22 protein-coding genes are annotated in these 26,121 nt (G+C 64.0%); 12 read left to right on the top strand and 10 right to left on the bottom strand.

The window, feature by feature from the left end:
* Nucleotides 1-8 precede the first annotated feature (8 nt).
* From EG244_RS02155 to EG244_RS02110, 10 genes are all read left to right on the top strand, one after another.
* Nucleotides 9-1,247: a 2-oxo acid dehydrogenase subunit E2 gene (locus EG244_RS02155; RefSeq protein WP_199737735.1), complete on the top strand. Its 1,239-nt coding sequence runs from the start codon at nt 9-11 to the stop codon at nt 1,245-1,247.
* Nucleotides 1,248-1,256: 9 nt separating this feature from the next.
* Nucleotides 1,257-2,636, top strand: a complete 1,380-nt coding sequence (gene lpdA, locus EG244_RS02150) for a dihydrolipoyl dehydrogenase (protein WP_124963358.1) — start codon at nt 1,257-1,259, stop codon at nt 2,634-2,636.
* Nucleotides 2,637-2,786: 150 nt separating this feature from the next.
* Nucleotides 2,787-3,236 carry a hypothetical protein gene (locus EG244_RS02145; RefSeq protein WP_124963357.1) on the top strand — a complete coding sequence of 150 codons (450 nt, stop codon included), beginning with the start codon at nt 2,787-2,789 and terminating at the stop codon, nt 3,234-3,236.
* A gap of 686 nt (nt 3,237-3,922) precedes the next feature.
* On the top strand, nt 3,923-5,491 hold the full coding sequence (locus EG244_RS02140) for an ABC transporter substrate-binding protein (protein ID WP_124963356.1): 1,569 nt from the start codon (nt 3,923-3,925) through the stop codon (nt 5,489-5,491).
* Nucleotides 5,492-5,562: 71 nt separating this feature from the next.
* Complete coding sequence (locus EG244_RS02135) at nt 5,563-6,534, top strand: ABC transporter permease (protein WP_124963355.1); 972 nt, start codon at nt 5,563-5,565, stop codon at nt 6,532-6,534.
* Nucleotides 6,535-6,541: 7 nt separating this feature from the next.
* Complete coding sequence (locus tag EG244_RS02130) at nt 6,542-7,465, top strand: ABC transporter permease (protein ID WP_199737733.1); 924 nt, start codon at nt 6,542-6,544, stop codon at nt 7,463-7,465.
* Between the two features lie 17 nt (nt 7,466-7,482).
* Nucleotides 7,483-8,676, top strand: a complete 1,194-nt coding sequence (locus tag EG244_RS02125) for an amidohydrolase family protein (protein ID WP_124963353.1) — start codon at nt 7,483-7,485, stop codon at nt 8,674-8,676.
* A complete protein-coding gene (locus tag EG244_RS02120) occupies nt 8,673-10,157 on the top strand; it encodes an amidohydrolase family protein (RefSeq protein ID WP_124963352.1) in 1,485 nt (494 codons plus the stop codon). The genes EG244_RS02125 and EG244_RS02120 overlap by 4 nt, the downstream gene beginning before the upstream one ends.
* Nucleotides 10,150-11,124, top strand: coding sequence for an ABC transporter ATP-binding protein (locus EG244_RS02115; RefSeq protein ID WP_124963351.1), 975 nt, complete (start codon nt 10,150-10,152; stop codon nt 11,122-11,124). Before EG244_RS02120 ends, EG244_RS02115 begins: the two co-directional genes overlap by 8 nt.
* Nucleotides 11,121-12,134, top strand: a complete 1,014-nt coding sequence (locus EG244_RS02110) for an ABC transporter ATP-binding protein (protein WP_124963350.1) — start codon at nt 11,121-11,123, stop codon at nt 12,132-12,134. The genes EG244_RS02115 and EG244_RS02110 overlap by 4 nt, the downstream gene beginning before the upstream one ends.
* Before the next feature lie 73 nt (nt 12,135-12,207).
* On the opposite strand, the gene EG244_RS02105 is transcribed toward EG244_RS02110, so the two are convergent.
* Nucleotides 12,208-12,909 carry an aspartate/glutamate racemase family protein gene (locus tag EG244_RS02105; RefSeq protein ID WP_124963349.1) on the bottom strand — a complete coding sequence of 234 codons (702 nt, stop codon included), beginning with the start codon at nt 12,907-12,909 and terminating at the stop codon, nt 12,208-12,210.
* Complete coding sequence (locus tag EG244_RS02100; protein WP_124963348.1) at nt 12,909-13,541, bottom strand: flavin reductase family protein; 633 nt, start codon at nt 13,539-13,541, stop codon at nt 12,909-12,911. Before EG244_RS02100 ends, EG244_RS02105 begins: the two co-directional genes overlap by 1 nt.
* A 193-nt stretch (nt 13,542-13,734) precedes the next feature.
* Between EG244_RS02100 and EG244_RS02095 the strand changes: the two genes are divergently transcribed.
* The gene (locus tag EG244_RS02095) at nt 13,735-14,415 is read left to right on the top strand and encodes a GntR family transcriptional regulator (protein ID WP_124963347.1); all 681 of its coding nucleotides are present in this window, start codon (nt 13,735-13,737) and stop codon (nt 14,413-14,415) included.
* Here EG244_RS02095 and EG244_RS02090 read toward each other — a convergent pair.
* The 6 genes from EG244_RS02090 to EG244_RS02065 all read right to left on the bottom strand — a co-directional run bounded on the left by EG244_RS02090 (nt 14,400) and on the right by EG244_RS02065 (nt 21,546).
* Complete coding sequence (locus EG244_RS02090) at nt 14,400-14,753, bottom strand: hypothetical protein (RefSeq protein WP_124963346.1); 354 nt, start codon at nt 14,751-14,753, stop codon at nt 14,400-14,402. The two genes, EG244_RS02095 and EG244_RS02090, sit on opposite strands and share 16 nt — an antisense overlap.
* Before the next feature lie 198 nt (nt 14,754-14,951).
* Nucleotides 14,952-16,022, bottom strand: a complete 1,071-nt coding sequence (locus tag EG244_RS02085) for an ABC transporter ATP-binding protein (RefSeq protein WP_124963345.1) — start codon at nt 16,020-16,022, stop codon at nt 14,952-14,954.
* The gene (locus EG244_RS02080; protein ID WP_199737731.1) at nt 16,022-17,695 is read right to left on the bottom strand and encodes an ABC transporter permease; all 1,674 of its coding nucleotides are present in this window, start codon (nt 17,693-17,695) and stop codon (nt 16,022-16,024) included. Before EG244_RS02080 ends, EG244_RS02085 begins: the two co-directional genes overlap by 1 nt.
* Before the next feature lie 17 nt (nt 17,696-17,712).
* Nucleotides 17,713-18,708 (bottom strand): ABC transporter substrate-binding protein, encoded by a 996-nt coding sequence (locus EG244_RS02075; RefSeq protein ID WP_124963344.1) that lies wholly within the window; start codon nt 18,706-18,708, stop codon nt 17,713-17,715.
* A 409-nt stretch (nt 18,709-19,117) separates the two neighbouring features.
* Nucleotides 19,118-20,242, bottom strand: a complete 1,125-nt coding sequence (locus EG244_RS02070; RefSeq protein ID WP_124963343.1) for a ParB/RepB/Spo0J family partition protein — start codon at nt 20,240-20,242, stop codon at nt 19,118-19,120.
* Nucleotides 20,239-21,546 carry an AAA family ATPase gene (locus EG244_RS02065; RefSeq protein WP_124963342.1) on the bottom strand — a complete coding sequence of 436 codons (1,308 nt, stop codon included), beginning with the start codon at nt 21,544-21,546 and terminating at the stop codon, nt 20,239-20,241. The genes EG244_RS02070 and EG244_RS02065 overlap by 4 nt, the downstream gene beginning before the upstream one ends.
* Nucleotides 21,547-22,019: 473 nt before the next feature.
* Between EG244_RS02065 and EG244_RS02060 the strand changes: the two genes are divergently transcribed.
* Complete coding sequence (locus tag EG244_RS02060; RefSeq protein WP_124963341.1) at nt 22,020-22,667, top strand: DnaA N-terminal domain-containing protein; 648 nt, start codon at nt 22,020-22,022, stop codon at nt 22,665-22,667.
* A gap of 20 nt (nt 22,668-22,687) precedes the next feature.
* Here EG244_RS02060 and EG244_RS02055 read toward each other — a convergent pair whose 3' ends face one another.
* Both EG244_RS02055 and EG244_RS02050 read right to left on the bottom strand, forming a co-directional pair.
* The gene (locus EG244_RS02055; RefSeq protein WP_124963340.1) at nt 22,688-25,159 is read right to left on the bottom strand and encodes a helix-turn-helix transcriptional regulator; all 2,472 of its coding nucleotides are present in this window, start codon (nt 25,157-25,159) and stop codon (nt 22,688-22,690) included.
* A gap of 4 nt (nt 25,160-25,163) precedes the next feature.
* The gene (locus tag EG244_RS02050; RefSeq protein ID WP_124963339.1) at nt 25,164-26,093 is read right to left on the bottom strand and encodes a hypothetical protein; all 930 of its coding nucleotides are present in this window, start codon (nt 26,091-26,093) and stop codon (nt 25,164-25,166) included.
* Between the last annotated feature and the right edge of the window lie 28 nt (nt 26,094-26,121).

The raw sequence follows: 26,121 nt of genomic DNA, 5'->3' as shown, positions 1-26,121 counted from the left end.
AGGGGAACATGATGCAAGAAATCCTCATTCCCGATATGGGTGTTCCCGGCGCGCTTCCGGTGGTGGAAGTGACGGTGAAGCCCGGGCAGATCATCGCCGCGGGCGAGACGGTGCTGGTCATCGAGGCTGATAAGGCCACGCTGGATGTGCCCTCCGACAGCGGCGGCAGGGTGCTCGAGGTGCTGGTGGCGGTTGGCGATCAGATCAGCGCCGGTCAGCCCATGCTGCGCCTTGCGGCAGAGGCGGGTGTTGTCCCCCCCGCGCCTGCGCCAGTTGCGGCACCTGCGCCTCAGCCGGTACAGGCCCAGGCCACCGCTCAGGTCCTTACCCCTGCGTCAAAACCCCCGGCGGATCCGGAGGCAGCACTTTATGCCTCTCCTTCCGTGCGGCGGATGGCCTTTCGTCTGGGGGCTGATCTGGCGCAGGTCACGGGCAGCGGCCGCAATGGTCGCATCACGCCTGAAGATGTTGAGGGCTTTGTCAAAACCCGCCTCTCGCAACCGCCCGCGCCAGGGGGCGCAGACCTCGGCCTTGCGCCCTGGCCCAAACTCAACCCCGAGGCCTTCGGCCCGGTTGAGCGCCTGCCGCTTTCGCGGATCGGCAGGCTTTCGGGGCCGGCGCTGCAGCGCAATTCCGTGCTGATCCCCCATGTCACCAATTTCGATGAGGCCGATCTGACCAACCTTGATGCCCTGCGCAAAGCGGTCAATGCCGCAGAGGGGCGCAAGGATTCGATCCTGCCCTATATCGCCAAAGCCTGTGCCGCGGCGCTGAAGGCGCATCCCAAATTCAACGCAGTGCTTGACGGGGGAGAGTTGATCCTGCGCCGCTATATCAATATCGGCATCGCCGCTGATACCCCTGAGGGGCTGGTGGTCCCGGTGCTGCGCGATCCCGACCGCAAATCGGTGCGCGAGATCAGCGATGAGATGGCAGAGCTGGCCGCCGATGCCCGCGCCGGGCGGCTGAAGCCCGCCGCCATGCAGGGCGCGGGCTTTACGATCTCCTCGCTGGGCGGGATCGGCGGCACCGGGTTTACGCCGATTATCAACGCACCTGAGGTGGCGATCCTTGGTCTTGCGCGGGCCAAAATCAGCCCGGTCTGGGATGGGGCGGGCTTTGTGCCGCGGCTGATGCAGCCCATGGCGCTGTCCTGGGATCACCGCGCCTCAGACGGGGTGGCGGCGGCGAAATTCCTGCGCAGCCTCTCGGACTATCTGGGCGATTTTCGCCGCATTCTGCTGTGAGGCCCTGCGATGTCTGAGCATGATCTGATTGTCATCGGCGGTGGCCCGGGCGGCTATACCGCCGCCTTCCGTGCCGCTGATCTCGGCCGCAGCGTGACGCTGATTGAGGCGGAGGACCGTCTGGGCGGCGTCTGCCTGAACCGCGGCTGCATTCCGTCCAAGACCCTGCTTTCGGTCGCCGAGCGGATTGAGAGCGCCGCTGCCGCCGCCGGGGCCGGGGTGCGCTTTGGGCCACCGCAGATCGATCTGGGCGCTTTGCGCGCGCATAAAGACGGCGTCGTGACCCGGCTGACCACCGGGCTTGCGGGGCTGGCAAAACGGCGCAAAATCAATGTGGTGCAGGGCATGGCGCGCTTTACCTCGCCCCATGAGCTGGAGGTCACTGCGCCCGGTGCCCCCCCCGCGCGGATGCGCTTTCAACAGGCGATCATCGCCACCGGATCTGAGCCGATCCGCCTTGGCCATCTGCCGCAGGATCCGCGCATCATGGACAGCACCGGGGCGCTGGCGCTGGCGGATGTGCCGGAGCGGCTTTTGATCATCGGCGGCGGCATCATCGGGCTGGAGATGGCCCAGGTCTATCACGCGCTTGGCGCGAAGGTGGTGATTGCCGAGGCCGGGCCGCAGCTGATCCCAGGCGCGGATCCAGCCCTTCTGGCCCCGCTGACCGAGCGGCTGCAGCAGGGCACGGAGGTGCATCTGTCGACCCTTGTCAGCGCGGTGCGGGCAGAGGCAGACGGGCTTTGGGTCACCGCGGGGGCGCAGGATCCCGGTCGGTTTGACCGCATCCTTGTGGCCATCGGCCGCCGCCCGCGCGGCGCAGAGGTGGCCCCGGAGGCGGCGGGGATTGCGCTGACCGAGCGCGGCTTCATCCCGACCACGCCCGACAAACGCACCGCACAGCCGCATATCTTTGCGATCGGTGATGTGACCGAAGGCCCGATGCTGGCCCATAAAGCCGTGCATGAGGCCAAGGTTGCGGCAGAAGTGGCCTGCGGCGAAAAGGTCGAATTTGCCCCGCGCGCGATCCCTTCGGTGGCCTATACCCACCCCGAAGTGGCCTGGACGGGCCTGACAGAGACCGAAGCAAAGGCCCGGAACATCGCGGTGAAAGTCGCCGCCTTCCCCTGGGCCGCCTCTGGCCGCGCGCTGTCGGCGGGCGCAGGGCCCGGCACCAGCCGGCTGATCCTTGATCCCGCCACGGGCCGCATTCTGGGCGCGGGCCTCTCAGGCCAGAACGCCGGAGAGCTGATCGCCGTGGCAGGCCTTGCGATTGAAATGGGTGCCACGGCCGGGGATCTCGCGCTCACCATCCATGCCCATCCCACGCTCTCAGAAACCCTCGCCTTTGCCGCAGAAAGCTACCTCGGAACCCTGACCGATCTTTGAAATCGGCGGCAGGGTGCCTGTCAGGCGCCCTTGGGTCCCGCCGCACCAGGCCAGCCGCCGCGCAGCCGCTTTATCTGCGGGAACAATCGCGCGCGGGGTCGATTTCTGAGGCACCGGTGATGAGCCGGGACCTCATGGAAGGACGCGATCATGACTTGGTACATCTCTCTTATGACGGGCTGCGCGCTCACCCTGACCTCTGCGGCCGCTTATGCCGATTGCAAATCCGAACTCGCCGTCTTTGAGGCAGAGGCAGGGCGGACGGGCGGCGGCATCAGCAAAGACGGCACGCTTGCCCCGCTGCAGGAGGCACCTGCAGCCACCGGCACGGCAGGCAGCGCAACTGAGGCACCATCCGCCACCGATACCGCCGGTGCGGCAAAAGACGGCTCCGGCACGCCACTGAACGCAAGCCCCGGGCAGGCCATGTCCGGCCAGGACGCCCAGGCACAGCAAAGCGGCGGTAAAACGGCAGCAGAAACCGCCGACAAGGGCACAGCAAAGGACCACAGCGCCGCAGTGGAAAAGGCCCGAGCCGCCCTTGCAGCCGGTGACGAAGCGGCCTGCCTTGAGGCGCTGAAAGAGGGAAAGGCCGGATAATTCCCCTCGCACGGCACCGCACCTGAGGCCGGATCGGATCCCGCGGCCCGACCTCAGGCCGCCTCGGGTCCTGCTGATATCACAGCGCCGCCCGAATGCTCGCGGTCCCCCTTCCGCGCAGCCTGGCGCGCGAAGGCCACCGGATCTGCCGGGACCAATGGGGCCAGCGCCACACCGCCTGTCCCTCCGAAACCGCCCGCCACCAAAGGTTACGACCAGCGCCACCTGCCTGGCCGTAGTCGGCACATGACATCTCATTGCCCGCAAGCCAACAGAACGCGCTTCGTTCTGTCAGCCGGGGCCCTCCCTCGCATCACGTCTCCCCGAGGCCCCGCGACCGCAGGGATCCGGCATGGCGGATCTCGCGGTTCAAAGACGGGCAAGGCTCATCTCCTTCGTCTTCAAAGAGAGGGACCGTGGGGGCGTCTCCCCCTTCCTACCAAGGCTCTCAGGCTGGTTTTACCCGGCGAAGAGGGTGCTTCCCGAGGCCCGCTGTGCGGGATTTGCACAATAATCAGGCAAAAAGCCGCCTCATCAGGCGCCCAACCCGGCTCTGAACAAAATTGTTAGCAATTTTGTTACCCATTTTCCCAATATCGTTTCCAACTCTCCGGCGTTCTTCGCAACATGATCTCAGGCCGCAACAAAAAGGCGGCGTTCACAGGGATCGAAAGGACTGCAGGATCATGGCCGGATTGAAACGTCACATTCTCGGCGGCGCTGCCGCGCTGAGCCTCATTGCCGGAGCTGCCGGAGCTGAGACCATCCGCTGGGGCGGCTCGCAGGATGTCACCTCGCTGGACCCCTACAGCTATGGCTCGACCTTCACGCTGGCCTTTCTGAACCACGTCTATGAAGGCCTCGTGCGCTACAACGGCGATCTTGAGATCGAACCGGCGCTGGCGGAATCCTGGGAGATCCTCTCGGATGACACCTGGCGCTTCAAGCTGCGTCAGGGCGTGACATTCCACAACGGCGCTGAGTTCACGGCGGAAGACGTGCTCGCCTCGCTGAACCGCGTCAGCCACGAAAGCTCGCCCCTGCGCGGCAACCTGCCGTCCTATAAATCGGCTGAGATCGTTGATGACCACACCATCGACATCAAGCTGACCGGCGCTTACCCGCTGCTGCTGAACGATCTGACCAATATCTTTATCTTCGACGCCACCTGGCTGAAAGACAACGGCGCGGAACTGCCGACCGATGTCACCAAAGGTGTCGAGGGCTATGCGACCTTCAACGCCAATGGCACCGGCCCCTTCGTCATCGATGAGCGCGTGCCCGAAAGCCGCACCACGATGAATGTGAACGCGGCCTGGTGGGACAAGCCGGTCCATAACATCAGCCGCATCGAGTTTACCCCGATCACCTCGGCGGCGACCCGCGTGGCGGCGATCCTGTCGAATGAGATCGACTTCATTGAGGGCGCGCCGATCCAGGATCTGCCGCGCCTCAAAGGCTCAACTGATGTGCAGGTGATCGAGGGCAATGCCCTGCGCACCGTGATGTTCGGCTTTAACCGCCGCGAAAAGCTGGAGGACGGTCGCGACAACCCCTTCAACGATCTGAAGCTGCGTCAGGCCCTGGCCCATGCCATTGATCTCGACCTGATCCAGAAGCGCGTGATGCGCGGGTCCTCGCGCAATGCAGGCACCCTGGTCGCGCCGCAGATCCCCGGCTATCAGGCCGAGTTGGATGTGCCGGTGGAATATAACGCCGATCTGGCGAAATCGCTCATCAAGGACGCCGGGGCGGAGGGGCTGAAGTTCAGCCTGTCGTGTTCCTACGAATCCTGGGTGAACGAAGAAGAGCTCTGCTCAGCCGCCGTCTCCATGCTGACCCGTGTGGGTCTGCAACCGACCCTTGATATCGGGCCGCGCGCGGTGCAGTCGCCGAAAATGTCTTCCGGCAAGTCGGATATGTTCATCTTCGGCTGGGCCAATGAGCCGATGCTCGACAGCTATTCGATCCTGGTGCAGGCCCTGCATTCGCGTGACGGCACCGCGGGCGTTTTCAACTGGGGTGACTGGAACTACCCCGAGTGGGACGCTCTGATCCAGAAGGCTTCGGTCGAACTCGATCGCGACACCCGCCTTGGCTATCAGACCGAAGTGCTGAAACAGGCGCGTGACGAGATGCTCTTTGTGCCGCTGCACCAGCAGCCGATGGCCTGGGCCACCTCGAAAAAGGTCACCGAGATCCTGCAGCAGGCGGACAACAAGCCCCGCCACTGGCTCACTGTGATGGCGAAGTAAGCCCTCCCCCCGCGTCAGAGGCCCCGCTCCCGGGTCTCTGACGCCACTTTTCTGTTTCCCCGGAGGACCCCATGCTCGTCTTTTTGATCAAACGCCTGTCCAATGCGGCGCTGGTCATGCTGGCCGTCTCGCTGATGGCTTTCACGATCTTCCGTTTTGTCGGTGACCCGGTGGAACTGATGGTCAATGAACAGACCACCGAGGCGCAGCGGGCTGAGTTGCGCGAGCGCATGGGCCTGAATGATCCGGTTCTGGTTCAATTCGCCAGCTTTGTCGGCAAGGCCGTGCAGGGCGATTTCGGCATTTCCTACCGCAACCAGACCGACGTTATGTCGCTGATCGGTGAGCGTTTCCCCGCCACCATGGAGCTGGTTTTGCTGGCCACGATCATCTCGCTGGTGGTGGGTCTGCCGCTGGGGGTCATCACCGCCATTCACCGCGGCAAATGGTTCACCGAAAGCATCCAGTTTGCCTCGATCATCGGGGTCTCGCTGCCGTCTTTCGTGATCGGCATTCTGCTGATCCTTGCCTTTTCGGTGAACCTGGGCTGGCTTCCGGCCTTTGGGCGCGGCCAGGTGGTGGACTTCGGTTTCTGGAGCACGGGTCTTTTGACGAAATCGGGCCTTCTGGCGCTGATCCTGCCCTCGGTGGCGCTGTCGTTTTATCAGATCACCCTGGTGATGCGCCTTGTGCGCGCCGAGATGCTGGAAGTGCTGCGCTCGGATTTCGTGAAATTCGCCCGCGCCCGCGGCGTGCCTGCGCACCGTCTTTATTACCGCCATGCACTCAGGAACTGCCTGATGCCGGTGGTGACCATGACGGCAATGAACATCGGCTCGCTGATCGCCTTTGCGCTGGTGACCGAGACGGTCTTTCAATGGCCGGGCATGGGGCTTCTTTTCATCCAGGCAGTGACCTTCGTCGATATTCCCGTCATGGCCGCTTATCTGGTCATTGTTTCTTTCATCTTTGTGACGCTGAACACGCTGGTTGATATCGCTTATGCGCTGATTGACCCGCGCCTGCGCAATGCCACGCATTGAGGTCCCGATGTCTACGGAAACCACTTTCCTCGCCCGCGTGAAATCCTCGGACCTCTGGTACAGCTTCACCCGCCACCGCACCGCCCAGGGCGCAGCCCTGCTGCTGCTGATCCTGGTGCTGACGGCCGTCTTTGCGCCATGGATCACGCCGCAAAACCCCTTTGATCCGGCGCAACTGGAGTTGTGGAACTCAGAGCTGCCGCCGATCTGGATGGAGGACGGCCAATGGCCCTTTATCCTTGGCACCGACAACCAGGGGCGCGATATCCTGTCGGCGATCCTCTACGGCTCGCGGATGTCGATCCTGATCGGCGTGGGCACGGTGGTGCTGTCGCTTTTCGTCGGCATCGGGCTGGGCCTGATTGCGGGCTTCTTCGGCGGCTGGGTCGATAATGCGCTGATGCGCTTTGGCGATGTGCTGCTCTCGGTGCCGACGATCCTGATCGCCATGCTGGTCTCGGCCGTGGCCCGCGCGGCGCTGCCCGATCATCTGAAGGATGTGGGCGCAGGCTTCGTGCTGATCCTCGCGCTCTCGCTGTCGGCCTGGGTGCAATATGCCCGCACCGTGCGCGCCCAGACCGCCGTTGAGCGCGGCAAGGAATATGTCCAGGCCGCCCGCCTGCTGAAGGTTCCGGCGCGGCGGATCATGTTCAACCACATCCTGCCCAATACCATGACGCCGATCCTGGTCGCCGCCACGCTGAACTTCGGCATGGCGATCCTGTCCGAGGCCACGCTCTCGTTCCTTGGCATCGGCATGCCGCCGAGCCAGCCTTCGCTTGGCACGCTGATCCGCTTTGGCAATCAGTATCTTTTCTCAGGGATGTGGTGGATGGTCATCTTCCCCGTGCTGCAACTCTGCCTGCTCGTCGTCTCGGTGAACCTGCTGGGTGACTGGCTGCGCGACGCCCTCAACCCCAAACTGCGCTGATCGTTCCGGAGGCTTACATGTCTGATCTTCTTCTGAAAAATGTCCGCCCGCTGGCCGGCGCCACCACCGATATCCTGATCCGCGACGGCAAAATCGCCGCCATGGGCGCAGGTCTCGCCGCCGAGGGCGTGGCGGTAGAGGAGGGCGCAGGCCAGATCGTCATCCCCGCGATGATTGAGGCCCATACCCATCTCGACAAGACCACCTGGGGCATGCCCTGGTATCAGGGCCGCAAGGGCGGCGTGCTGCAGGATCTGATCGACAATGAGCGCAATGAGCGCAATCCCATCGGCCTTGATGTGCACCGCCAGTCGATGCGCCATGCGGTGGGCCTGATTGAGACCGGCACCTGCCATATCCGCAGCCATGTCGATATCGACACCGACCACGGCCTCTCGCTGCTGGAGGGCAAGATTGAGACCCGCAACAAGCTGAAGGGCCTGATCGATATTGAGATCGTCGCCTTCCCGCAATCGGGTCTGATGGTGCGCCCTGGCACCGACAGGCTGATGGAAGCGGCGATGAAAGCGGGCGCCGATGTGGTGGGCGGGCTTGACCCCTCGTCGATGGACCGCGACCCGAAGGGCCAGCTCGATTTCATCTTCGCGCTTGCCGATAAATACGGCGCGCAGATCGACATTCACCTGCATGAGCCGGGGGAACTCGGCGCTTTCACCATGGAAGAGATCCTCAATCGCACCGAAGCCCTGTCCATGCAGGGCAAAGTCGGCGTCAGCCACGCCTTCTGCCTCGGCTCAGTTTCCGAGTCGCGCGCTGCGGGGCTGGTGGATCGTCTGGCGAAGCTCGATGTGGCGATCTTCTCGACCGGTCATCCTTCGGCCACCACCCCTTCGCTGGCACAGCTTCGCGCGGCGGGTGTGCGCGTGGGCATCGGCTGCGACGGCATCCGCGACACCTGGGGCCCCTGGGGCGATCCGGATATGCTGGAGCGCGCCCGCATCGTCGGCATGAAGAACCGCTTCCGCCGCGATGATGAGCTGGAACTGCTGATGGATATCGCCTCGACCGGCGGTGCGGCCTCCTGCGGTCGTTATGGCCATGAGGTGAAGGTGGGTGCGCTGGCCGATCTGACCCTGCTGACCGGCGAGACCCTGGCCCATGCCGTGGTGCTGCGCGATCCGCGCCCGCTGGTCATCAAGGGCGGCAAAGTGGTGGCCCGCGCGGGCAAAGCCGTGGTGGAGGCGCCGTGACGCTCTCGGATCTCACCCTTGGTGCGCGCCCTACGGGCCGCACCGCTCTGGGCGCAGCTTATGTTCTGGGTCATGGAGAGGGCGGCCCCCGCCTTCTCAAAAACGCCGAAGTGGTGATCGAAGGCGGCAAAGTCCTGCACATCGGCCGCCGCTTTGAAGGTGAAGTCGCGCGGCGCATCGATCTGGGCAATGTGCTGATTTCGCCGGGCTTTATCGACCTTGATGCGCTCTCTGACCTCGACACCACGGTGCTGGCCATCGACCATCCGGTGGGCTGGAAAGCGGGCCGGGTCTGGCCGCAAAGCTATATCACCCGCGGCCCCTATGAGATGTATTCCCCCGAAGAGCTGGCCTTTCAGAAGAAATTCGCCTTCGCGCAACTCCTGCTCTCAGGCATCACCACCGCAGCCCCCATTGCCTCGCTGTTCTATCGCGAATGGGGTGAGACCACCGCGGAATTTGACGCCGCCGCTGAGGCCGCGATGGATCTCGGCCTGCGGGTCTATCTCGGCCCCGCCTACCGCGCGGGCGGCATGGTCTGCACGGAACCGGGCGTGCTGAAGCCCATCCTCAATGAGGCCCGTGGCCTTGAAGGTCTGGCCGAGGCTGAGGCCTTTGTGAGAAAATGGGACGGCGCGGGCGAAGGCCTGATCCGCGGCCTTTTCGCCCCCGACCGGGTGGAGACCTGCTCAGAAGACCTGCTGAAGCGCACGTTCAAAGCGGCTGAGGCCCTGAATGTCCCGGTTCGCCTGCATATGGCCCAGGGGCTGATGGAGCGCGAGGCCATGGCGCTGCAACACGGCAAAACCGCGCCCGAGTGGCTGGCCTCTCTCGGGCTTCTGTCGCCGCGCCTGCTGGCGCCGCATGCCACCTGGGCCACCGAAGAAGATCTGGCGCTTTACGCGCAGCACGGCGTCTCGGTGATCCATTGCCCCCTGGTCTCCTCGCGCTTTGGCGGCAGGCTGAACTCTTTCGGCAAACTGCGTAAAATGGGCGTCAATATCGCCATGGGCACCGATACCGCGCCCGCCGATATGGTGATGAACCTGCAGGCCGCGATGATGATGGCGCGGATGACTGAAGGCCGCGCCGATGCCGTCTTCTCGCCTGAGTTGTGGGATGCCGCCACCCTTGGCGGTGCGCGCGCGCTGCAGCGCCCCGATCTGGGGCGGCTGGAGCCTGGCGCCTGCGCCGATATCGCGGTGCTTGACCTCAGTGACATCTATATGGCCCCGACGATCGACCCGATCACCACGCTGATCGCAGGCGGCTCAGGCCGGGTGGTGAAGGCCACTTTTGTCGACGGCCGCCTTTCAATGCGCGACGGCGAAGTGGCGGGCTTTGATCTGAAGGCCGCCCGCATTCAGGCGCAAAAGCAGTTCGACGGCCTGGTTGAGCGCTACCCTGACCGGACCTGGGGTCACCCAAAGGTCGCGGAAATTTTCCCTCCGTCCTACCCTCTGGAGGTCTGTGATGACTGAACCTGTCCTCTCGGTGCGCAATCTGCGCGTCGAATTTCCCGTGCGCGGCGGTGTGCTGACGGCGCTGAACGATGTCTCGCTCGAGATCCGCGCGGGCGAAATCCTCGGCGTCGTGGGGGAAAGCGGCGCGGGCAAATCCATGACCGGCCTTGCGGTGCAAAGCCTGCTGGAGCCGCCGGGCCGCATCGCCGGGGGCGAGGTGATCCTGAACGGCCGCCGCATCGATCATCTGTCGGAAACCGAGATGCAAAAGATCCGCGGCCGCGAGATCGGCGCGATCTTTCAGGACCCGCTGACCTCGCTGAACCCGCTGTTTACCGTGGGCGCGCAACTCTCGGAAACCATCCGCCTGCATCTCGATATGTCAAAGCGCGAGGCGAAATCCCGCGCGGTGGAACTCCTGAAACAGGTGGGCATCCCCGCCCCGGAAGAGCGCGTTAACCACTATCCGCACCAGTTCTCCGGCGGCATGCGCCAGCGGGTGGTGATCGCCCTGGCCCTGGCCGCCAACCCGAAACTCATCATCGCCGATGAGCCGACCACCGCGCTCGATGTCTCGATCCAGGCGCAGATCATCGCGCTGCTGCGCCGGCTGTGCGATGACCTCGGCACCGCCGTCATGCTGGTGACCCACGACATGGGCGTGATCGCCGAGGCCGCCGACCGCGTGGCGGTGATGTATGCCGGGCGTCTGGCGGAAATCGGCCCGGTGCGCGAGGTGCTGTCGAACCCCTCGCATCCCTATACCCGTGGCCTCATGGGCTCGATCCCGGCGCTTGGCGCGCGGGTGAAGATGCTGCGCCAGATCGACGGCTCGATGCCGAGGCTGAATGCCATCCCGCAGGGCTGTGCGTTCAACCCGCGCTGCCAGGTCTCGGGGCCGCGCTGTTTTCAGGATCGTCCTGATCTTTTCCCCGCAGGCCAGGGCCAGGCCGCCTGCTGGCATGTTCAAGGGGGTGTGCAATGACCCGACCCTTCGCGCTGCGCGTCCGCAACCTCTCGCGCAAATTCGACGTCTCGGCCCCCTGGCTGAACCGCGTCGTGGAACGCAAGCCAAAACAATATGTTATGGCCGTGGACGATGTGTCCTTCGACGTGCCCAAAGGCGGCTGTCTGTCGCTGGTGGGGGAATCGGGCTGCGGGAAATCCACCGTCGCCCGCCTCGTGACCGGGCTTTACCCGCCCTCAAACGGCAGCCTGGAGTTCACCCCCGATATCAACGGCGCGCCGCTCTCGGCGCAGATGATCTTCCAGGACCCCTATGCCTCGCTGAACCCGCGCTGGAAGGTCCGCGACATCATCGCAGAACCCCTGCGCGAGCTGAAACTGCGCGAGACTGAGGAAGAGATCCTCGCCCGCGTGGCCGAGCTGCTGACCACCGTCGGCCTCTCGCCCAATGACGGCGGCAAATTCCCGCATGAGTTCTCAGGCGGTCAGCGCCAGCGCATTTCCATCGCCCGGGCGCTGGCCACCGAGCCGCGCTTTCTGGTCTGCGATGAGCCGACCTCGGCCCTCGATGTCTCGGTCCAGGCGCAGATCCTGAACCTGATGCGCCGCCTGCAGGATGAGATGGGGCTGACCTATCTCTTCATCAGCCATGACCTGTCGGTCGTGCGGCATATGTCGGACCGTATCGCGGTGATGTATCTCGGGCGCATCGTGGAAGAGGCTGAAACGGAAACGCTTTTTGCCAATCCGCGTCACCCCTATACCCAGCTGCTGATGCAGACGATCCCCAATATCGAGCATCCCAAACGCGCCCGCGAGGTCACCACCGGAGAGGTCCCCTCACCGCTCAATCCGCCGAAAGGCTGCGCCTTCCATCCGCGCTGCCCGCTGGCCGATGCGCGCTGTTCCGCGGAACGTCCGGCCGTTCTGACGCTGAAAGACGGCAACCGCGTCGCCTGCCACCGCGTCGAAGAAGCGGAAGGCGACAGCGCCCGCGAACTCACCGGGCCGAACAGCCTCAGCGCCTGATCCCCCTGCCCCGGGGCAAAAGCCAAACAAAAAAGCCGCCGGGAAACCGGCGGCTTTGTCGGTTCTGCGGCTCTCAGCCCTTCACGCGCGGCCAGGCATAGCTGGACACTTTCGAGGTGCGATAGCCCGCCCCGGCCAGCGCCTCGGCCAGTTTCACCGCCGCGACCACCCCGTCGATCACCGGCAGACCGGTCTCTTCTTCCAGGCGACCGCACATCTCAGCCATGCCCGCGCAGCCCAGAACGATGGCCTCTGCCCCGTCTTCGCGCGCCGCGACCAGCACCTCATCGCGCAGTTTTGCATAGGCGCGCTCGGGATGTTCCTCCAGATCCAGCACCGGCAGATCGACCGAGCGCACTTTGCGGCACTGCCGCCCGGCCCCGTAGTGATCCACCAGATCCTCAATGATCGGCACCGAGCGCGGCAGCGTGGTGATGATCGAGAACCGCGCCGAAAGCGTCACCGCCACCTGGATCGCCGCCTGAGCAATGCCGATCACCGGACCCGCCGCCACTTCGCGCGCCGCACCCAGGCCCGGATCATCAAAACAGGCCAGAACCGTGGCCCGCGCCCCCTCGGCCTCAGCCGCGCAGATCACCTCAAGCATGCCGGGCACGGCGCGCGCCTCATCGGCATGGCCTTCGATGCTGACCGGCGCAGTGCTGACGGTGCGGGCCAGAATCTCAGTCCCGGGTGCCACCACGCGCAGGGCCGCAAGCCGGGCCGTTTCCGTCATCGAGGCGGTGGAATTCGGGTTTACCAGCAGAATTTTCATCAGGCGTCTTTCTTCGCCGCCAGCACATCGGCCAGATTTGCGGCAGGCCAGACATGCTGGCGCTCAGAGGTCACATAATTATCGGCATGAAGCCGGGCAACGGGTTGATAAACCTCGGGGTTCACATAGCGCCCCTCAGCATCAAGGCAGTCCGGGCGCACATGCATATGCACCACTTCGCCCAAAATCAGCGCGCGTTTCGGCCAGTCGATGATGCGCTCCACCCGGCATTCCATCGCGACGGCCGCGCCCTTGATACGCGGCGCGCGCACCTGGGTGCCCGGCAGGCTTTCAAGCCCCGCGAGGTCAAATTCATCCACCTCAGGCTCCACGCCCAGACCGGTGACCAGCATGGCCTGAACCAGATCTTTATCAACGACATGAACGGTAAATTCACCCCCCGCGCGGATATTGACGACGGTGTCTTTCTCGCGCCCGTCAAGGCGCGGCTGGATGCCAAGCGCCAGGATCGCCGGGTCATGGCCAAACACGTTGAAAAAACTCATCGGCGCGGCATTGCGGCGACCGTCCTTATCCTCGGTCGTCACCAGCGCAATCGGGCGCGGCCCGATGAAATTGGTCAGCAGCCGGTAACGCTCCTCCGGTGCCAGGGCAGAGAAATCAAAATCCATCACACGATCCTCATGGTCTGACACCAGCTTATGAACTGCTTAAAAATTTGCCAACGAGATTGCTAACAATTCAGTTGGCGATATTGTTAAAAATAACGCGACTGCCTGTTCCTTGATCTCTCTGCGCAGATGTTGACAGCTGACCGACCCACGTGCCAGCACTGTGGCACAGGAAAAGAAAGCGATTTTCAGCATGAGTTCTTCGTCGTCGACCGCCAGCGTCAGTGAGATTCGCGATAAGCTCTGGCTTGCCATTGCCGAACGCCGTCTGAAGCCTGGCACGCGGCTGAAAGAAGAAGAACTGGCCGAGATTTTTTCCTCCTCCCGCGCCCGCGTCCGTCAGGCCCTGACCCTGCTCGAACGTGACCGCCTGGTGACCCTGATCCCGAACCGCGGCGGCTTCGTCGCCGAGCCCACCATTGAAGAGGCCCGCGACGTTTTCTTCGCCCGCCGCCTCGTCGAAGGCGGTCTGCTGGAGCGGCTTTGCGAGACCGCCACCGAGACCGATCTCGAAGATCTGCACGATCACATTGCCCAGGAACGTGAAGCGGCTGCCGAGGGCGATCTCGCCAGCATCGTGCGCCTTTCGGGCGGGTTTCACATCCTGATCGCAGAGCTTGCAGGTTCGGCCTATCTGCATGATGTGCTGCGCGATCTGGTCTCGCGGACCTCGCTGATCTCGACCATGTATGGCCCTCGCCACCAGCACGACTGCGGCCCGGATGAGCACGCCGAAGTGGTCGCCTGCATCGCGCGCCGGGACGCGGCGGGGGCTTTGCGCGCCATGCAGCATCACCTGAGCCATGTCGAAGATACGCTCGATCTCTCAGGGGGCCAGCTGCCCACCCGCGATCTGCGTCAGCTTCTGGGCTGAGCTGAGCCGCACTTCCGCAGCCCCGGACGGTCCAGGATCTTCAACTCCGCCTCCTGCCAGGTCCTGCTGTCGTGCATCCGACGGGCGGCCGCCTGAGCCTGAGCCATGATCCTTTGACAAAAACCCGGATCAGACTGGCAGAACTCAAATGTCTCACGCAGATCCGTCAGCCCGGGCGCGATCGGCACAGAATGCAGCCAGGGCTTCAGAAAATAATCCGGCAGCGTCCCGAAGGGTGTTTTCTCAACAAAAACAAGGGAGTTGGTGCGCAGTGCCCAATAGGTCAGTCTGGCCACATCCTTGACCTCGGGGGCAAGGAGATAGCGGTGTTCCAGCATCTGTGTCCGCAAGCCCCTGCCAGCCCGCTGGCAGGCCCGCAACAAACTCCGGCAGGGCCCGTCATCAGACCTGCGTCAAACTCCGGACAAAGTGTCAGCCGACACAACGCCCGGTCTCAGACTGCTGCTTCAGGGTTAAAAAATGATTAAGGCGCCGCGGAATCCGCGGCGCCCTGTCTGTCATCCGTCGTTGGCGGCTCAGCGCGCCGGCGCGTGGATCGAGCGGGCCACGAGGCTCAGCCCGACCTGGCTGCCTTCGGGGAAGACGCCCGCCATACCTGGATTAGAGATATCGACCAGCCATTCGCCCTGGCCCTCCACCTCAATCAGATATTCCGCGACATTGCCGAGGAAGGTCACGCGCTTCACGCTGCCGCGGAACTCGCCGCCCGCAGCGCTCAGGGTGATCGCCTCCGGGCGCAGCACGGCCGAAACCTCGCTGCCCGCCGCGGGCAGATCGTCCTGGCCGGTGACATAGCGGTTGCCCGCAATCTCCAGCTCCCCTGCACCGGTCACCCGGGCCGCGACGAAATTCGCTTTGCCAATGAAATCAGCGACAAAGCGGCTGGCCGGACGGGTGTAGATCTCAATCGGCGCGCCGATCTGCTCCACCACACCGCCGTTCATCACGACAACCAGATCCGAGATGCTCATGGCCTCAACCTGGTCGTGGGTCACATAAAGCGCGGTGATCCCCAGGCGCTGCTGGATCGCGCGGATCTCAACCCGCATGGTCTCGCGCAGCTTGGCATCAAGGTTTGAGAGCGGCTCATCAAAGAGCAGCACCGCAGGCTCCATGACGATCGCCCGCGCCAGCGCCACGCGCTGCTGCTGGCCACCCGACATCTGGTTCGGAGAGCGCTGCGCCATTTTGGTCAGGCCGGTCAGCTCCATCACCCTCTCGGCGCGGGTCTTCAGCTCTGCCGCCGAAAGACCCTTGAGACGCAGGCCGAAGACCACATTCTCATAGACCGTCAGATGCGGGAAAATCGCATAGGACTGAAACACCATGGCCGCATCGCGGCGGTTCGGTGCGATGTCGTTCATGCGCTTTTCGCCGAACAGGATATCGCCCGAGCTCGGCTCTTCAAAGCCTGCGATCATCCGCAAAAGCGTGGTTTTGCCGCAGCCCGAAGGCCCGAGCAGCGTCACCAGCTGCCCGGCTTTGGCCACCAGATTGATGTCCTGCACCGCATGAACGCGGTTGCCCTTGCCGTCGGGGCTGTCGAAAAGTTTATTCAGATTACGGATTACGACGGGCTGTGCCATCAGAACCTCACATTATTCGTATGCCGCGTCATGCGCGTGACAATGGCGTTGATGACGACAATGGCGACCAGAACGATCAGGATCACCAGCATGGAATAGGCCGCAGCCACCCCCAGTCGGCCAGAGCCGACCTGCGCCAGGATCTGCGCCGTCATCAGGTTCCAGTTCGCCGACACCAGGAAAAGCGCCGCCGAAATCGCCGTCATGGCGCGGACAAAGCCGTAAACCAGCGCCGAGAAGAAGGCCGGTGCGATCAGCGGCAGGGTCACCTTGCGGAAGGCCTGCAGCGTGGTCGCGCCAAGATTCTGCGCCGCCTCCTCGATGGAGGGGTCAATCTGACGCAGCACCGCCACGCCCGACTGAATGCCCACCGGCATATAGCGGAAGACAAAGCACAAAACGAGGATCGCAAAGGTGCCCGTCAGATAGAAAGGCGCGCCGTTGAAGGCCAGAATATAGCCGATCCCGATCACGGTGCCCGGCACCGCATAAGACAGGATCGAGCCAAATTCCAAAGCGCACTTGCCGGGGAAGTTCCGCCGCACGATCAGGAAAGCGATCAGCATGGCCAGCACGCCCGAGATCGGCGTGGTCACCACAGCCACCAGCAGCGTATCGGTCACCGTCTCCCAGTCGATCGTCAGCACATAGCGGAAGTGATCAAACGAGAGCGTGTAATCCGAGCCCCAGACCTTGGTCAGCGAGCCCATAATGATGACGCCATAGAACATCACCACCACAGCCGCAAAAGCCAGAACGATGCCATAGAGCAGCCATTTCACCGGCGCCGAGACGATCTTTGAGGTCGAGGCCGTGGGCTTGCCGGTGATCGTCACATATTGCCGCTTGGCGATCCAATAGCGCTGAATGGCAAAGGCCGTCAGCGAAGGCACCACCAGCACCATGGCCAGCATCGCACCGCGCGCAAGGTTGAACGAGCCGGTGATCTCCAGATAGGCCTGGGGGGCCAGCATCGGGAAGGACGCCCCTGCCAGCACCAGCGGATTGCCGAAATCGGCCAGCGATTCAATCAGCACGATCAGGAAAGCCGAAGCGATCCCCGGCAGGGTCAGCGGAAAGGTCACCTTCCAGAACACCTGCCATTTGGACGCGCCCACATTCAGCGCCGCATCTTCAAGCGTCGGGCTGATCGAGGCGAGAACCCCGCGCAGCGCCAGATAGGCAATCGGCGCAAAGGTAAAGACCTGGCTCCAGAGCACGCCATGGAAGCCATAAATGTTGAAATCCTGCAGGCCCAGCAGCTGATTTGTAATCAAGCCATTGAAACCAAACAGGAAAAGAATAGAGACCGCCGAAACAAACGGCGGCGACACGATCGGCAGGATCGTCACCAGATGCAGGATCTTTTTGCCCGGCACATCAAGGCGCGTCAGCGTAAAGGCCGCGACATAGCCGATGAAGACACTGAAGAGCGAGGCAAGCACCCCCACCGTCAACGAGTTGGCAAGCGCCGTCCGATACAGACGGCGCTCAGCCAGCAGGCCATAGTTGTCGAGAGTCCAGGCGCCCCGCACCTGAAGACTGGCTATAAGCACCTTCGCCAGCGGGAAGACTACGAAAATCGCGATGGCAACAAAGATCACGACGACCAGGGCAAGCAGCACCGGGTCGCGCGCCATGATGCGCAACTGCGAGCGGGATTTGGAAAACACAAGGACCCTCGTCAGGATTACTGGCTGATAACTTCGTCGACCCAGCGGTCGACCAGACGCTCCCGGTTTTCCGAGGCGAAGGCCGGGTCGTAAGAGATCAGCTTGATGGTATCAAGAGCCGGCACACCTTCTCCCGCGCTGACATCAGAGCGGATCGGCATGAAATAGGTCTTCGCCACCGACAGCTGCTCCTGGCCCGAGGCCGAGGTCATCCAGTCGACGAAGGTCTGCGCCTCTTCCGGGTTCGGCGCGCCCTTCAGGATCGACATGGCCGAAACCTCTGCGCCCACGCCTTCGGTCGGGAAGACCACCTTCACCGGGAAGCCCTCATCCACCAGCTTCAGAAAGCCCGGCGAGAACTGCAGCGCGATCGGCGTCTCCCCCACCCCAAGCGCACCCGAGGGCGCGGTGCCCGACTGGGTATAGGTCTGCACATTGGGGTGCATCGCCGCCATGAACTCAAAGGCCGCATCTTCGCCCATGATTTCACGCAGGGTCAGAAGGAAGGTATACCCCGTGCCCGAAGACTGCGGCGAGGGCATCTGGATCAGACCTTTATAAGCCTCATTTTTCAGATCTTCCCAGGAGGCCGGGATCGGCGCGCCGCGCTTTTCCAAAATGTCGGTGCGCACACCCACGGCCAGCGGGTTGGTATAGATGGCGTGCCAGAAGCCCTCGCCGTCTTTAAACGTCTCCCCCAGATCGCCCGCGTTGGTCGAGACATAGGCCTGGGTCAGGCCGCGCTCTTTCGCGAGGATATGGTTCTCGGAGGGCGCGCCAAACCAGACATCCGCCTGGGGGCGATCCGATTCCGCCTCAATGCGCGACAGCGCCGGGCCGGAAGACAGAAAGACCATCTGCGTCTTCACGCCGGTCTCTGCGGTAAAGGCCGCCAGCAGCCGCGCCGCCGACCCTTCTTCGGTGGTGCTATAGACCACAAGCGCCTGTGCAGAGCTCGCGCCCATCAGGGCAGCAAAAGCCGTGGCGGCAAAAAATTTCGCCGAAAGTGTCATGTTCTCTCCTTTACGCAGGTGCACGGGATCAACCCGTCCTGGCAGGCGCGTGGTAAATTTTCGATGCATCAGAATAAAGTGCGGACATGTTAGCGTCAATCAACCGACAGGCGGCCCGAGGTCGCCCCCCTGAGGCCCGGGTCAGAACCGGCCTGAGCGGCAACACAGCTGCCGCCCGAACGGTTCCCCTGCCCCGCCAAAGACCGTCGCGCCACCTCTGCCCGTCCCCGAGATCGCCCGCAGTGATAGCGCTAACAGCGATATTCTCAATTTTAATCATTTAAGCCCCCGCCCCACCAGGGCGGCTCCCCACAGCCCCCCCTTCCCCGCGGGGAAGGCCTGCCATGCGAAAGGGGCACCCGGCAGATGGATGCCCCTCCGTCTTCCCCGTGGGGAAGATCCCTGCCCCTCAGCTGAGGTCGTTCAGCATCCGCTCCAGCGCCAGTTCCAGCCGCCGCCGCTCGATGGTGGTGAAGTCCTGCGGCAGCCGGATCTCCAGCCGCCCGTTCGCGGCGGTGCATTTCGCCTGCCCTAGTCTGGAGGGCAGCTGGAAGGTGGTCTTGGCCTTGCCGCTCGGCGTCGCGGGCTTCGCCGGGGCCGCGCCCTCATCCTCGACCACCGCCCCCTCGCGCGGGGTGCCTCGGCCCAGAACGCGGCGCAGGATATCCAGCTCATCCTTCACCGAACGGTTGTCCCAGCCCTTCAGCCGCGCCCGGATCTCATCGGCCAGCTCCGGATTGTCCTCCAGCGCCGTGACAAGCTGCAGCCCAAGCGCGCGCGGAATATGCTGCGAAAACTGCAAATCCTCCCCCAGCCGCTCCATCAGGCGGATGAACTGCCGGATATAGCTGCGCTTCTGATAGCCCGCCGACTGAAAGAGCTGCGCCACCGCCTTATCCGGGTCGTTCTCACCGGTATGCGGATCGCGCGCGTAGTTCAGCGCCAGCATCGCCATCTCAGCAAAAGAGATGTCCTTGCGCACCAGGTTCTCATCGACCATCCGCCGATAAAGCCCCTCCAGGTCTTCCCCGCGGGGAAGAATGCCCGCCGGGATCACCCCCCAGCGGTCCGCATCGCCGGTCTCCGCCAGAAGCTGGCGATAGGCACTCAGCCGCCGGAACCCCTGAACCAGTTCATAACGCCCATCTTCGCGCAGCTCGACCCGGATCGGGTTCGAAAGGCCCAGATCCCGGATCGAGGTGACCAGCTCCGCCAGCTCAAAGTCATCGCCCTGAACCCGGTCGCGCACCAGCTTCCAGGTCTCAATCTGATCGAGCGGCACCAGATCCACGATCAGGCCCAGCTTTTTCATCCGCACATGTTCCGCCGCCAGGGCGTCATTTTCGGCGCGGATCTGTTCTTCCATCGCGCGACGATCGCGCAGGCTGTCCGCATTTTCCGTGATTGCCGCCGCCATCGGCGAGCGGCGGCTCGGAGCCCCAGGCGCGGGCGCAGGCGTTTCCTTCCCCGCGGGGAAGGTGTTCACGCCCTCCTCATCGGGCAGATCAATGCCAAAGGTGCGGCGCTTTTTCATTTTGTCTCCTCCACCTTATCCCAGGCATTCTGGAAGCAGTCCCGAAACTCGATATAAGCGCGGTCAAAAGAGGCGCGCGCCCGCCGCCAGGTTTCCCGCGTCATGCTGCGGTAATCGATCTCATAGACCGAGGACAAAAACCGCCCCGATTGCTCAACAGCCCGTGTCATTTCAATGGGTTCTTTCGCGACCGTGTCGCCAAAGACCTTGCGGAACGCCTCAAACATGGCGCGGTGCAGCTCATTGCCCGGCTCATACCGCGTCATCAGAAAGCGCAGGTCGAGGAAGGCTTTCGGCAGCGCCATCTTCCCCGTGGGGAAGGCGCCGTCAAACCCCTCTGCCAGATCCCCCAGGGCTTCGGCCAGCTGACCAATAAAGCTTGTGGTGCTGTCATATTCCCAATAGCCCGGTCCCGAAGGGATATAGAGGACATCGGCCGCAAAGACCGCATTCATCGACTGATAGCCAATCGCCGGCGGGCAGTCGAAAAGGATCAGGTCGTAGCTGTCGTCCGGGATCTGATCGAGATAGCGCGAGACAGAAGCAAAGAACGACCAGTCCGGATTCAGGTGCCGATACTGCGCCGAAGCGAACTCCACAAAGGCCGCATTGGCGCAGGAGGGCACGATATCAATCGTGGGCCAGGCCGTTGGCTTGATAAAGTCCGTCACCCGCAACGTCCCCAGCCCAAGATCCCGAACAGAAGCCGGCAACCGACGCTGCGGGATCGCCGTGCCGCTCTCTGCCGCGCGGGGGGCGGAGTTCATCCGGTCAGTCTCATGCACCAGATCGCGCGCGATGATGCCCCAGACCGTCAGCTCCTCTGAGACATCATGAAGCCCCATGGCATGGGTCAGCGTTGCCTGCGGATCAAAGTCGACCACCAGCACCCGGTAGCCATCCAGAGCCGCCGCATGGGCCATATGAAGGGCGACAGTTGACTTGCCCGCCCCGCCCTTAAAGTTCGAGATCGCAACCCGGATCGCGCGCTTGTTCGCCGGGCGCTTGGGCATCAAAGACGTGCGGTTGATCTTCATCTTCCGCCGCAGCTCATTGATTTCCTGCAGCGTGAACCAGCGCTGACGGCCATCCTCCTCAACTTCCCCGCCGGGAAGGTCGGGGTCAGCGCCAAGGCGGCCGCGGAAGGTGGACTGATTGATCCGGAAGATCAGCTCCGACACCTCCCAGGACGAGAAGCGCCGCAGGGTCTTCTCATGCTCGGGAGAAAAGGTCTGCCGCCGGATGTGGCTCTGCATCTTCAGCGACTGCGCCTGCAGCGCCGCGAGGCTCTCATGGTTATACATGCCCGATCCCGTTTCTGGACGTAGATTGTTTCTGCGCTCCAATTTACGCGCAAAACAATGAAAGCGCAAAAGAGAAAGTTTCACTAAAGCGTAAATACAGCGAACTCCGGATTTTACGCCTGATCCATCCCCGGAGATGGCACTTCGTCTTAGAATGAGCTGAGAGGTATCCTGTCCGGGGGGACATCTTAGGCCGTCCAAGGGCAAATAGGGTGACATTATGCGCCCTATTTGGTGACATCATATATGTCCCCTATTACCTAAATACCTTTAAAACTCTTACAAAGAGATCAAAAAACAGGAAACCACGTGCTACCCGCTCTGAAGCGCTTGACAGAATCGTGTTACAGGACGCAAATGAAGAAATTCCCGGCAACAGCGTTGAGTGATTCAGCGCAGAGGTCGGGGCAAATCGAAAGTGAGACGTTTCAGCCACGGATGTGGGGAAACAGCGCCAGTGGGGGGCGTGAGGAATGACGAGGGCGACTGGCGCAGCTTTGTCCGCGGTGCAGAAATATGACCTTCTGACGGCGCTCGGGGCCTGGGGGCTGTCGCAGGACCGGACTCTGCAGCGGCAGGTTCTGCGGCTGATCTGTCTGATCACCGCGCATTACAACTGGCAGGAGGATCGGTTGAGCGTCAGCCAGCTCCTGATCGCGAAACTCTGGTCTGTGGATGTGCGCACGGTGAAGCGCGAACTGGCGGCCATTCGTGAAAGAGGCTGGCTTTATGAGAAGCGCCGCTCGGTGCGGGGGCAGGCGGCCTGGCTGGGGCTGGATGTGACGCGGATCCTGGCGGATACCGCTGAGACCTGGGAGGTCAGCGGCACGGCGCTGGCGCGGAGGCTGCAAAAGCCTGCGCCTGTGGCGGTGACGGCGGTTGAGGAAAAGGTGATTGCCTTTCCGCAGATCGGCAACACCCGCTGGGGCCGGATTGCGCGGGTGCTGGCAGAACAGGACCGCGCGGTCTGGCAGGCCTGGTTTGCGGGGCTGACGCCGATTTGCGAAGAGGGGGAGCTGATCCTGCGCGCGCCCTCGGGGTTTCATGCCAGCTATGTGCAGACCCATTATCTGACGCGGCTTGAGCATCTCTGGGGCGGGCCGGTCCGGCTGCAGGCGTGAAATCTTCCCCATGGGGAAGGTCAGATCAGCTGCAGTTCCCGCGCTTTCAGGATCGCCTGCGAGCGTGAGGTGACATCGAGCTTTTCATGGATCTTTTTACGGTGACTTTTAACGGTCCCTTCAGAGATCCCGAGCCGCCGGGCGATCTCTTTGGTAATCAGCCCTTCAGCCACCAGAGCGATAATCTCGCCCTCGCGCGGGGAAAGAAGGCCCGCACCGCTGACGCTGGGCACCGCGGCTTCCGCGGCGGCGGGAAGCTCGGCGCTCAGCCGGTCGAGGATTGCCAGCGCATGGGGGCTGAGGGCACGGCCGCCGCGATGACACTGGCTGCGCACACTCAAAAGCCAGGGCATGGCCTCCGCCGCAAGCCTGCGGTTGCCGCTTTGGCTGAGAAGCGGCAGCAGCTCTTCCGCCGCCGTCAGGGCCGCACTATAGCGACGCTGGCCAAGCCCGGCGCGGATGCGCAGGATGAGGGCGGTGATCCGCTCGCGTTGATCGGGGATCGCGGCAGGCAGGGTGTCGAGGAGCTGTGCCGCCTCAGCCGCGCGACCGGCCTTTAGCGCCAGCGCAGCCTGGGCCAGGGGCGCCGCAGCGGGGGGCAGAAGGCCGTCGCAATTCAGGGCGATCAGCTGGTCCAGACAAAGCGCCAGGCGGGGGAGTTCGCTGTTGTGCGCAAAGCGGCGCGCCGCGCTGAGACCCGCGCGGGCCGCCTCGGGGCCGTCCTCTGTTGCCAGGATGCGGGCCAGCGCGCTCCAGCCCTCGGCATAGAGGGTGACATAGCCAAAGACGCGCGGGGCGGCCGCCAGAGCGGTGCTCAGGATGGGGCGCGCGCCGGCGGTCTGACCGGCTTCTGCAAGGCAGATGCCCTGCCAGATCCGGGCGTTGATGACCTCATATCCGCCGGGGGTGCACCAGGCTTCGGCCTGGGCCACGGCGCGCGCAGCGGCGCTGAGCGCCTCTGGCAGGCTGCCGGTGGCCAGCTCGCAGCGGGCAAGATAGATATTCAGAAATATCATGCACTTAGATTGAGGTGCGCGGGTCAGAAGCTGCTGCCCGAGGGTGATGGTCCGGCGGGCGCTGCAGAAATCCTTATCCTCGACTTCTGCCCAGGCAAGCACCGAGGCGATGGAGAGCGCCACCACCGGGTGACGGCCGACAAAGGCCGCAAGGCTGTCGCGCAGATCGGTGATCAGCGACGCAGGCACCGGACGGTCAGAGCCCGAGACGAAGATCATCTCCAGCATCCGGGCCCAGGCGAGAACCTCTGCGGGATCTGCGGTGCCGCGCAGGTCGGTGAAGCCCTTCGTGCCGCGGCGGGCGTGTTCAAAGAGCAGCTCCGCCTCGGCCAGCCGTCCGGTGCGGCTGCGGTGATAGATCTGCGACAAAAAGAGCAGCGGCAGATCGCGGGCCAGTTCGGTGCAGACCGGCAGATCGCGGGCGAAATCGGGGCCGTCGCTCATATCGGTGGTGATGCCGCCCGCCGCCTCCAGCAGTTCGGCCGCGCGGGTGGTGTCGTCGAGGCTGAGGGCATGACGGGCCAGTTCCGCGCGGTTGTCGCGGCTCTCCCACCAGCGGAGCATGAGGTCCCCGATCAGGGTGGCGCGGGTCGGCAGATGGCTGCGCAGCCGCTCGCGCAGGTGGTGCGCGAAGGCGGGCTGCAGGCGGAATTCGCCGGGGCTGCGCCCGTGGCGCTGCAAAAGAACGCCGTCGCGCAGAAGGGGGGCCAGGCCCTCCCATCCGGCAAGCGGCCCCTCCGGGTGGGGGGGCAGGGCGTCGAGAAGCGCGGGCGAAAAGCGCTGCGCCAGGGCCAGATCCATCACCAGCCGCAGGGTGGCGGGATCAAGGCGGGCGCAGATTTCCTCTTCATACCAGGCGGAAAGCACCGGGGGCAGGGGGGCTTCGCGGCCGGTGCCGGGGGGCAGATGGCGCAGGGCTGCGATCCAGCCGCCGCTGAGGTCCAGCAGATGGCGCAGATCCGCGGCGCTGAGATCGGGGCCCAGCAGGGCGCGGGCCTCGGTCTCATCAAAGCGCAGATCGGCGGCACTGATCACGCTGAGGTCCTGGCGCAGCCAGGCCTGCCGCAGGGCGGCGCTGCGCAGGCGCGGCTCTGCCAGGATAAGGCGCTGCGTGGCGGCGGCCTGCAGCAGGGCCGGGGCGATGCGGGCGGCGAAGCTGTCGTCGTCGATCCCGGCCGTGCCGCTGATGAGCCAGAGGCCCGGCGTGACGCCCGGCTTTGCGAGCCCGGCCAGCAGGGCCTGGGGACAGGGCGCGGTGAGCTGGTGTACCACCATGCCCCGCGCCTCCGCTTCTGCGGCCAGAAGGGTGAGAAGGCTGGTCTTGCCGCAGCCCGGGGGGGCGGCGAGCACGGTCAGCCCCTGAGCCGCGTTCAGCAGCGCCGTGGTCAGCCGGGGGCGCGCAACCAGGGCCGTAACGGGCGTGGGGGGCGGCCGGGCGACAGGCGGTGCGCTGCGATGGATCAGGGTTTCAGGCATCCGGTCATCCCCGCCAGAGCATGCGCTGGCAATCGGCCACCGCGCGCAGCACTTCGCTGCGGTCTTCGCGGCCAAGCGCGTCGGGCTCGCGGATCACGGCGCCCGAGGCGGCGCAGTCGCAAAGCTGTTCAGAACTGAGGCCCGAGCCGCGCATCCAGCGGCTTAGCTCCACCGTGTCGAGACCATTGAGCAGACCCTCTGCAAAGGCCGCTTCGCAGATCGCCAGCGCCTCGGCGCTGATGGCGGGGCGCGCAGAGGCGGGTTGCGGGTAGCGCAGGCAATGGGTCATGGAAATCCCGAGATAGCGCGAAAAGGCTTCGCCTTCAGTCCGTTCCGTCTGGATCGCGCGGGAGAGGGCGCGGTAGTTCTGCACCATCTGATCGGTGGTGCAGGCGCAGAACATCTCACGGCTGCGGCTTTCGCTGCGCAGAGCTTCGGTGAAATGGGCGGGCATCACGCCCCAGGCGGCGACCTCTCCCTCAAGGGCCATCTCGCATTGCGCGGGGATCACGAAAGGATAGTCACCGACGCCTTCGTCGCTCCCCCCGGTCTGTGCGGCGGTGCTGCGGTTCTGCGGCAGGCAGGGGGTGAGGTGATCGTCGATCACATCGTCGAGCAGCGCATGGCTGAGGAAATCCTGCGCCAGTTCCGCCTGCAGGCCGCTTAAAAGCGACGGGGCCGCGCCCGACAGGCTTTTTGCGGTGCAGCTGCAAACCCCGGCGCGCTCCGGCGCAGAGCGGGCAGACTTGCGCAAAGGCGCAGCGTCCACCGAGGGCAGCCCCCCCTCAAAGGCGATCTGACAGAGGCTCTGCCCCAGCCGCGAGAGGCTTTGGGCCGTTTCCTGGGCGGCCTGGGCCTGAGCCGGTGGTGTGATGAGCAGCGCAAACCCGATGAGAAGACCGGGCAGCACAGATTCCTGAGGTAGAAATTTCATGGCGCGAACAATCAGAGATATAAGAATG

Origin of the sequence: Falsigemmobacter faecalis, assembly GCF_003863335.1 — a bacterium.
Classification (GTDB): Bacteria; Pseudomonadota; Alphaproteobacteria; order Rhodobacterales; family Rhodobacteraceae; genus Wagnerdoeblera; species Wagnerdoeblera faecalis.
Note: the sequence above shows the minus strand (reverse complement) of the source record. Positions and strands in the feature narration are given on the sequence as shown.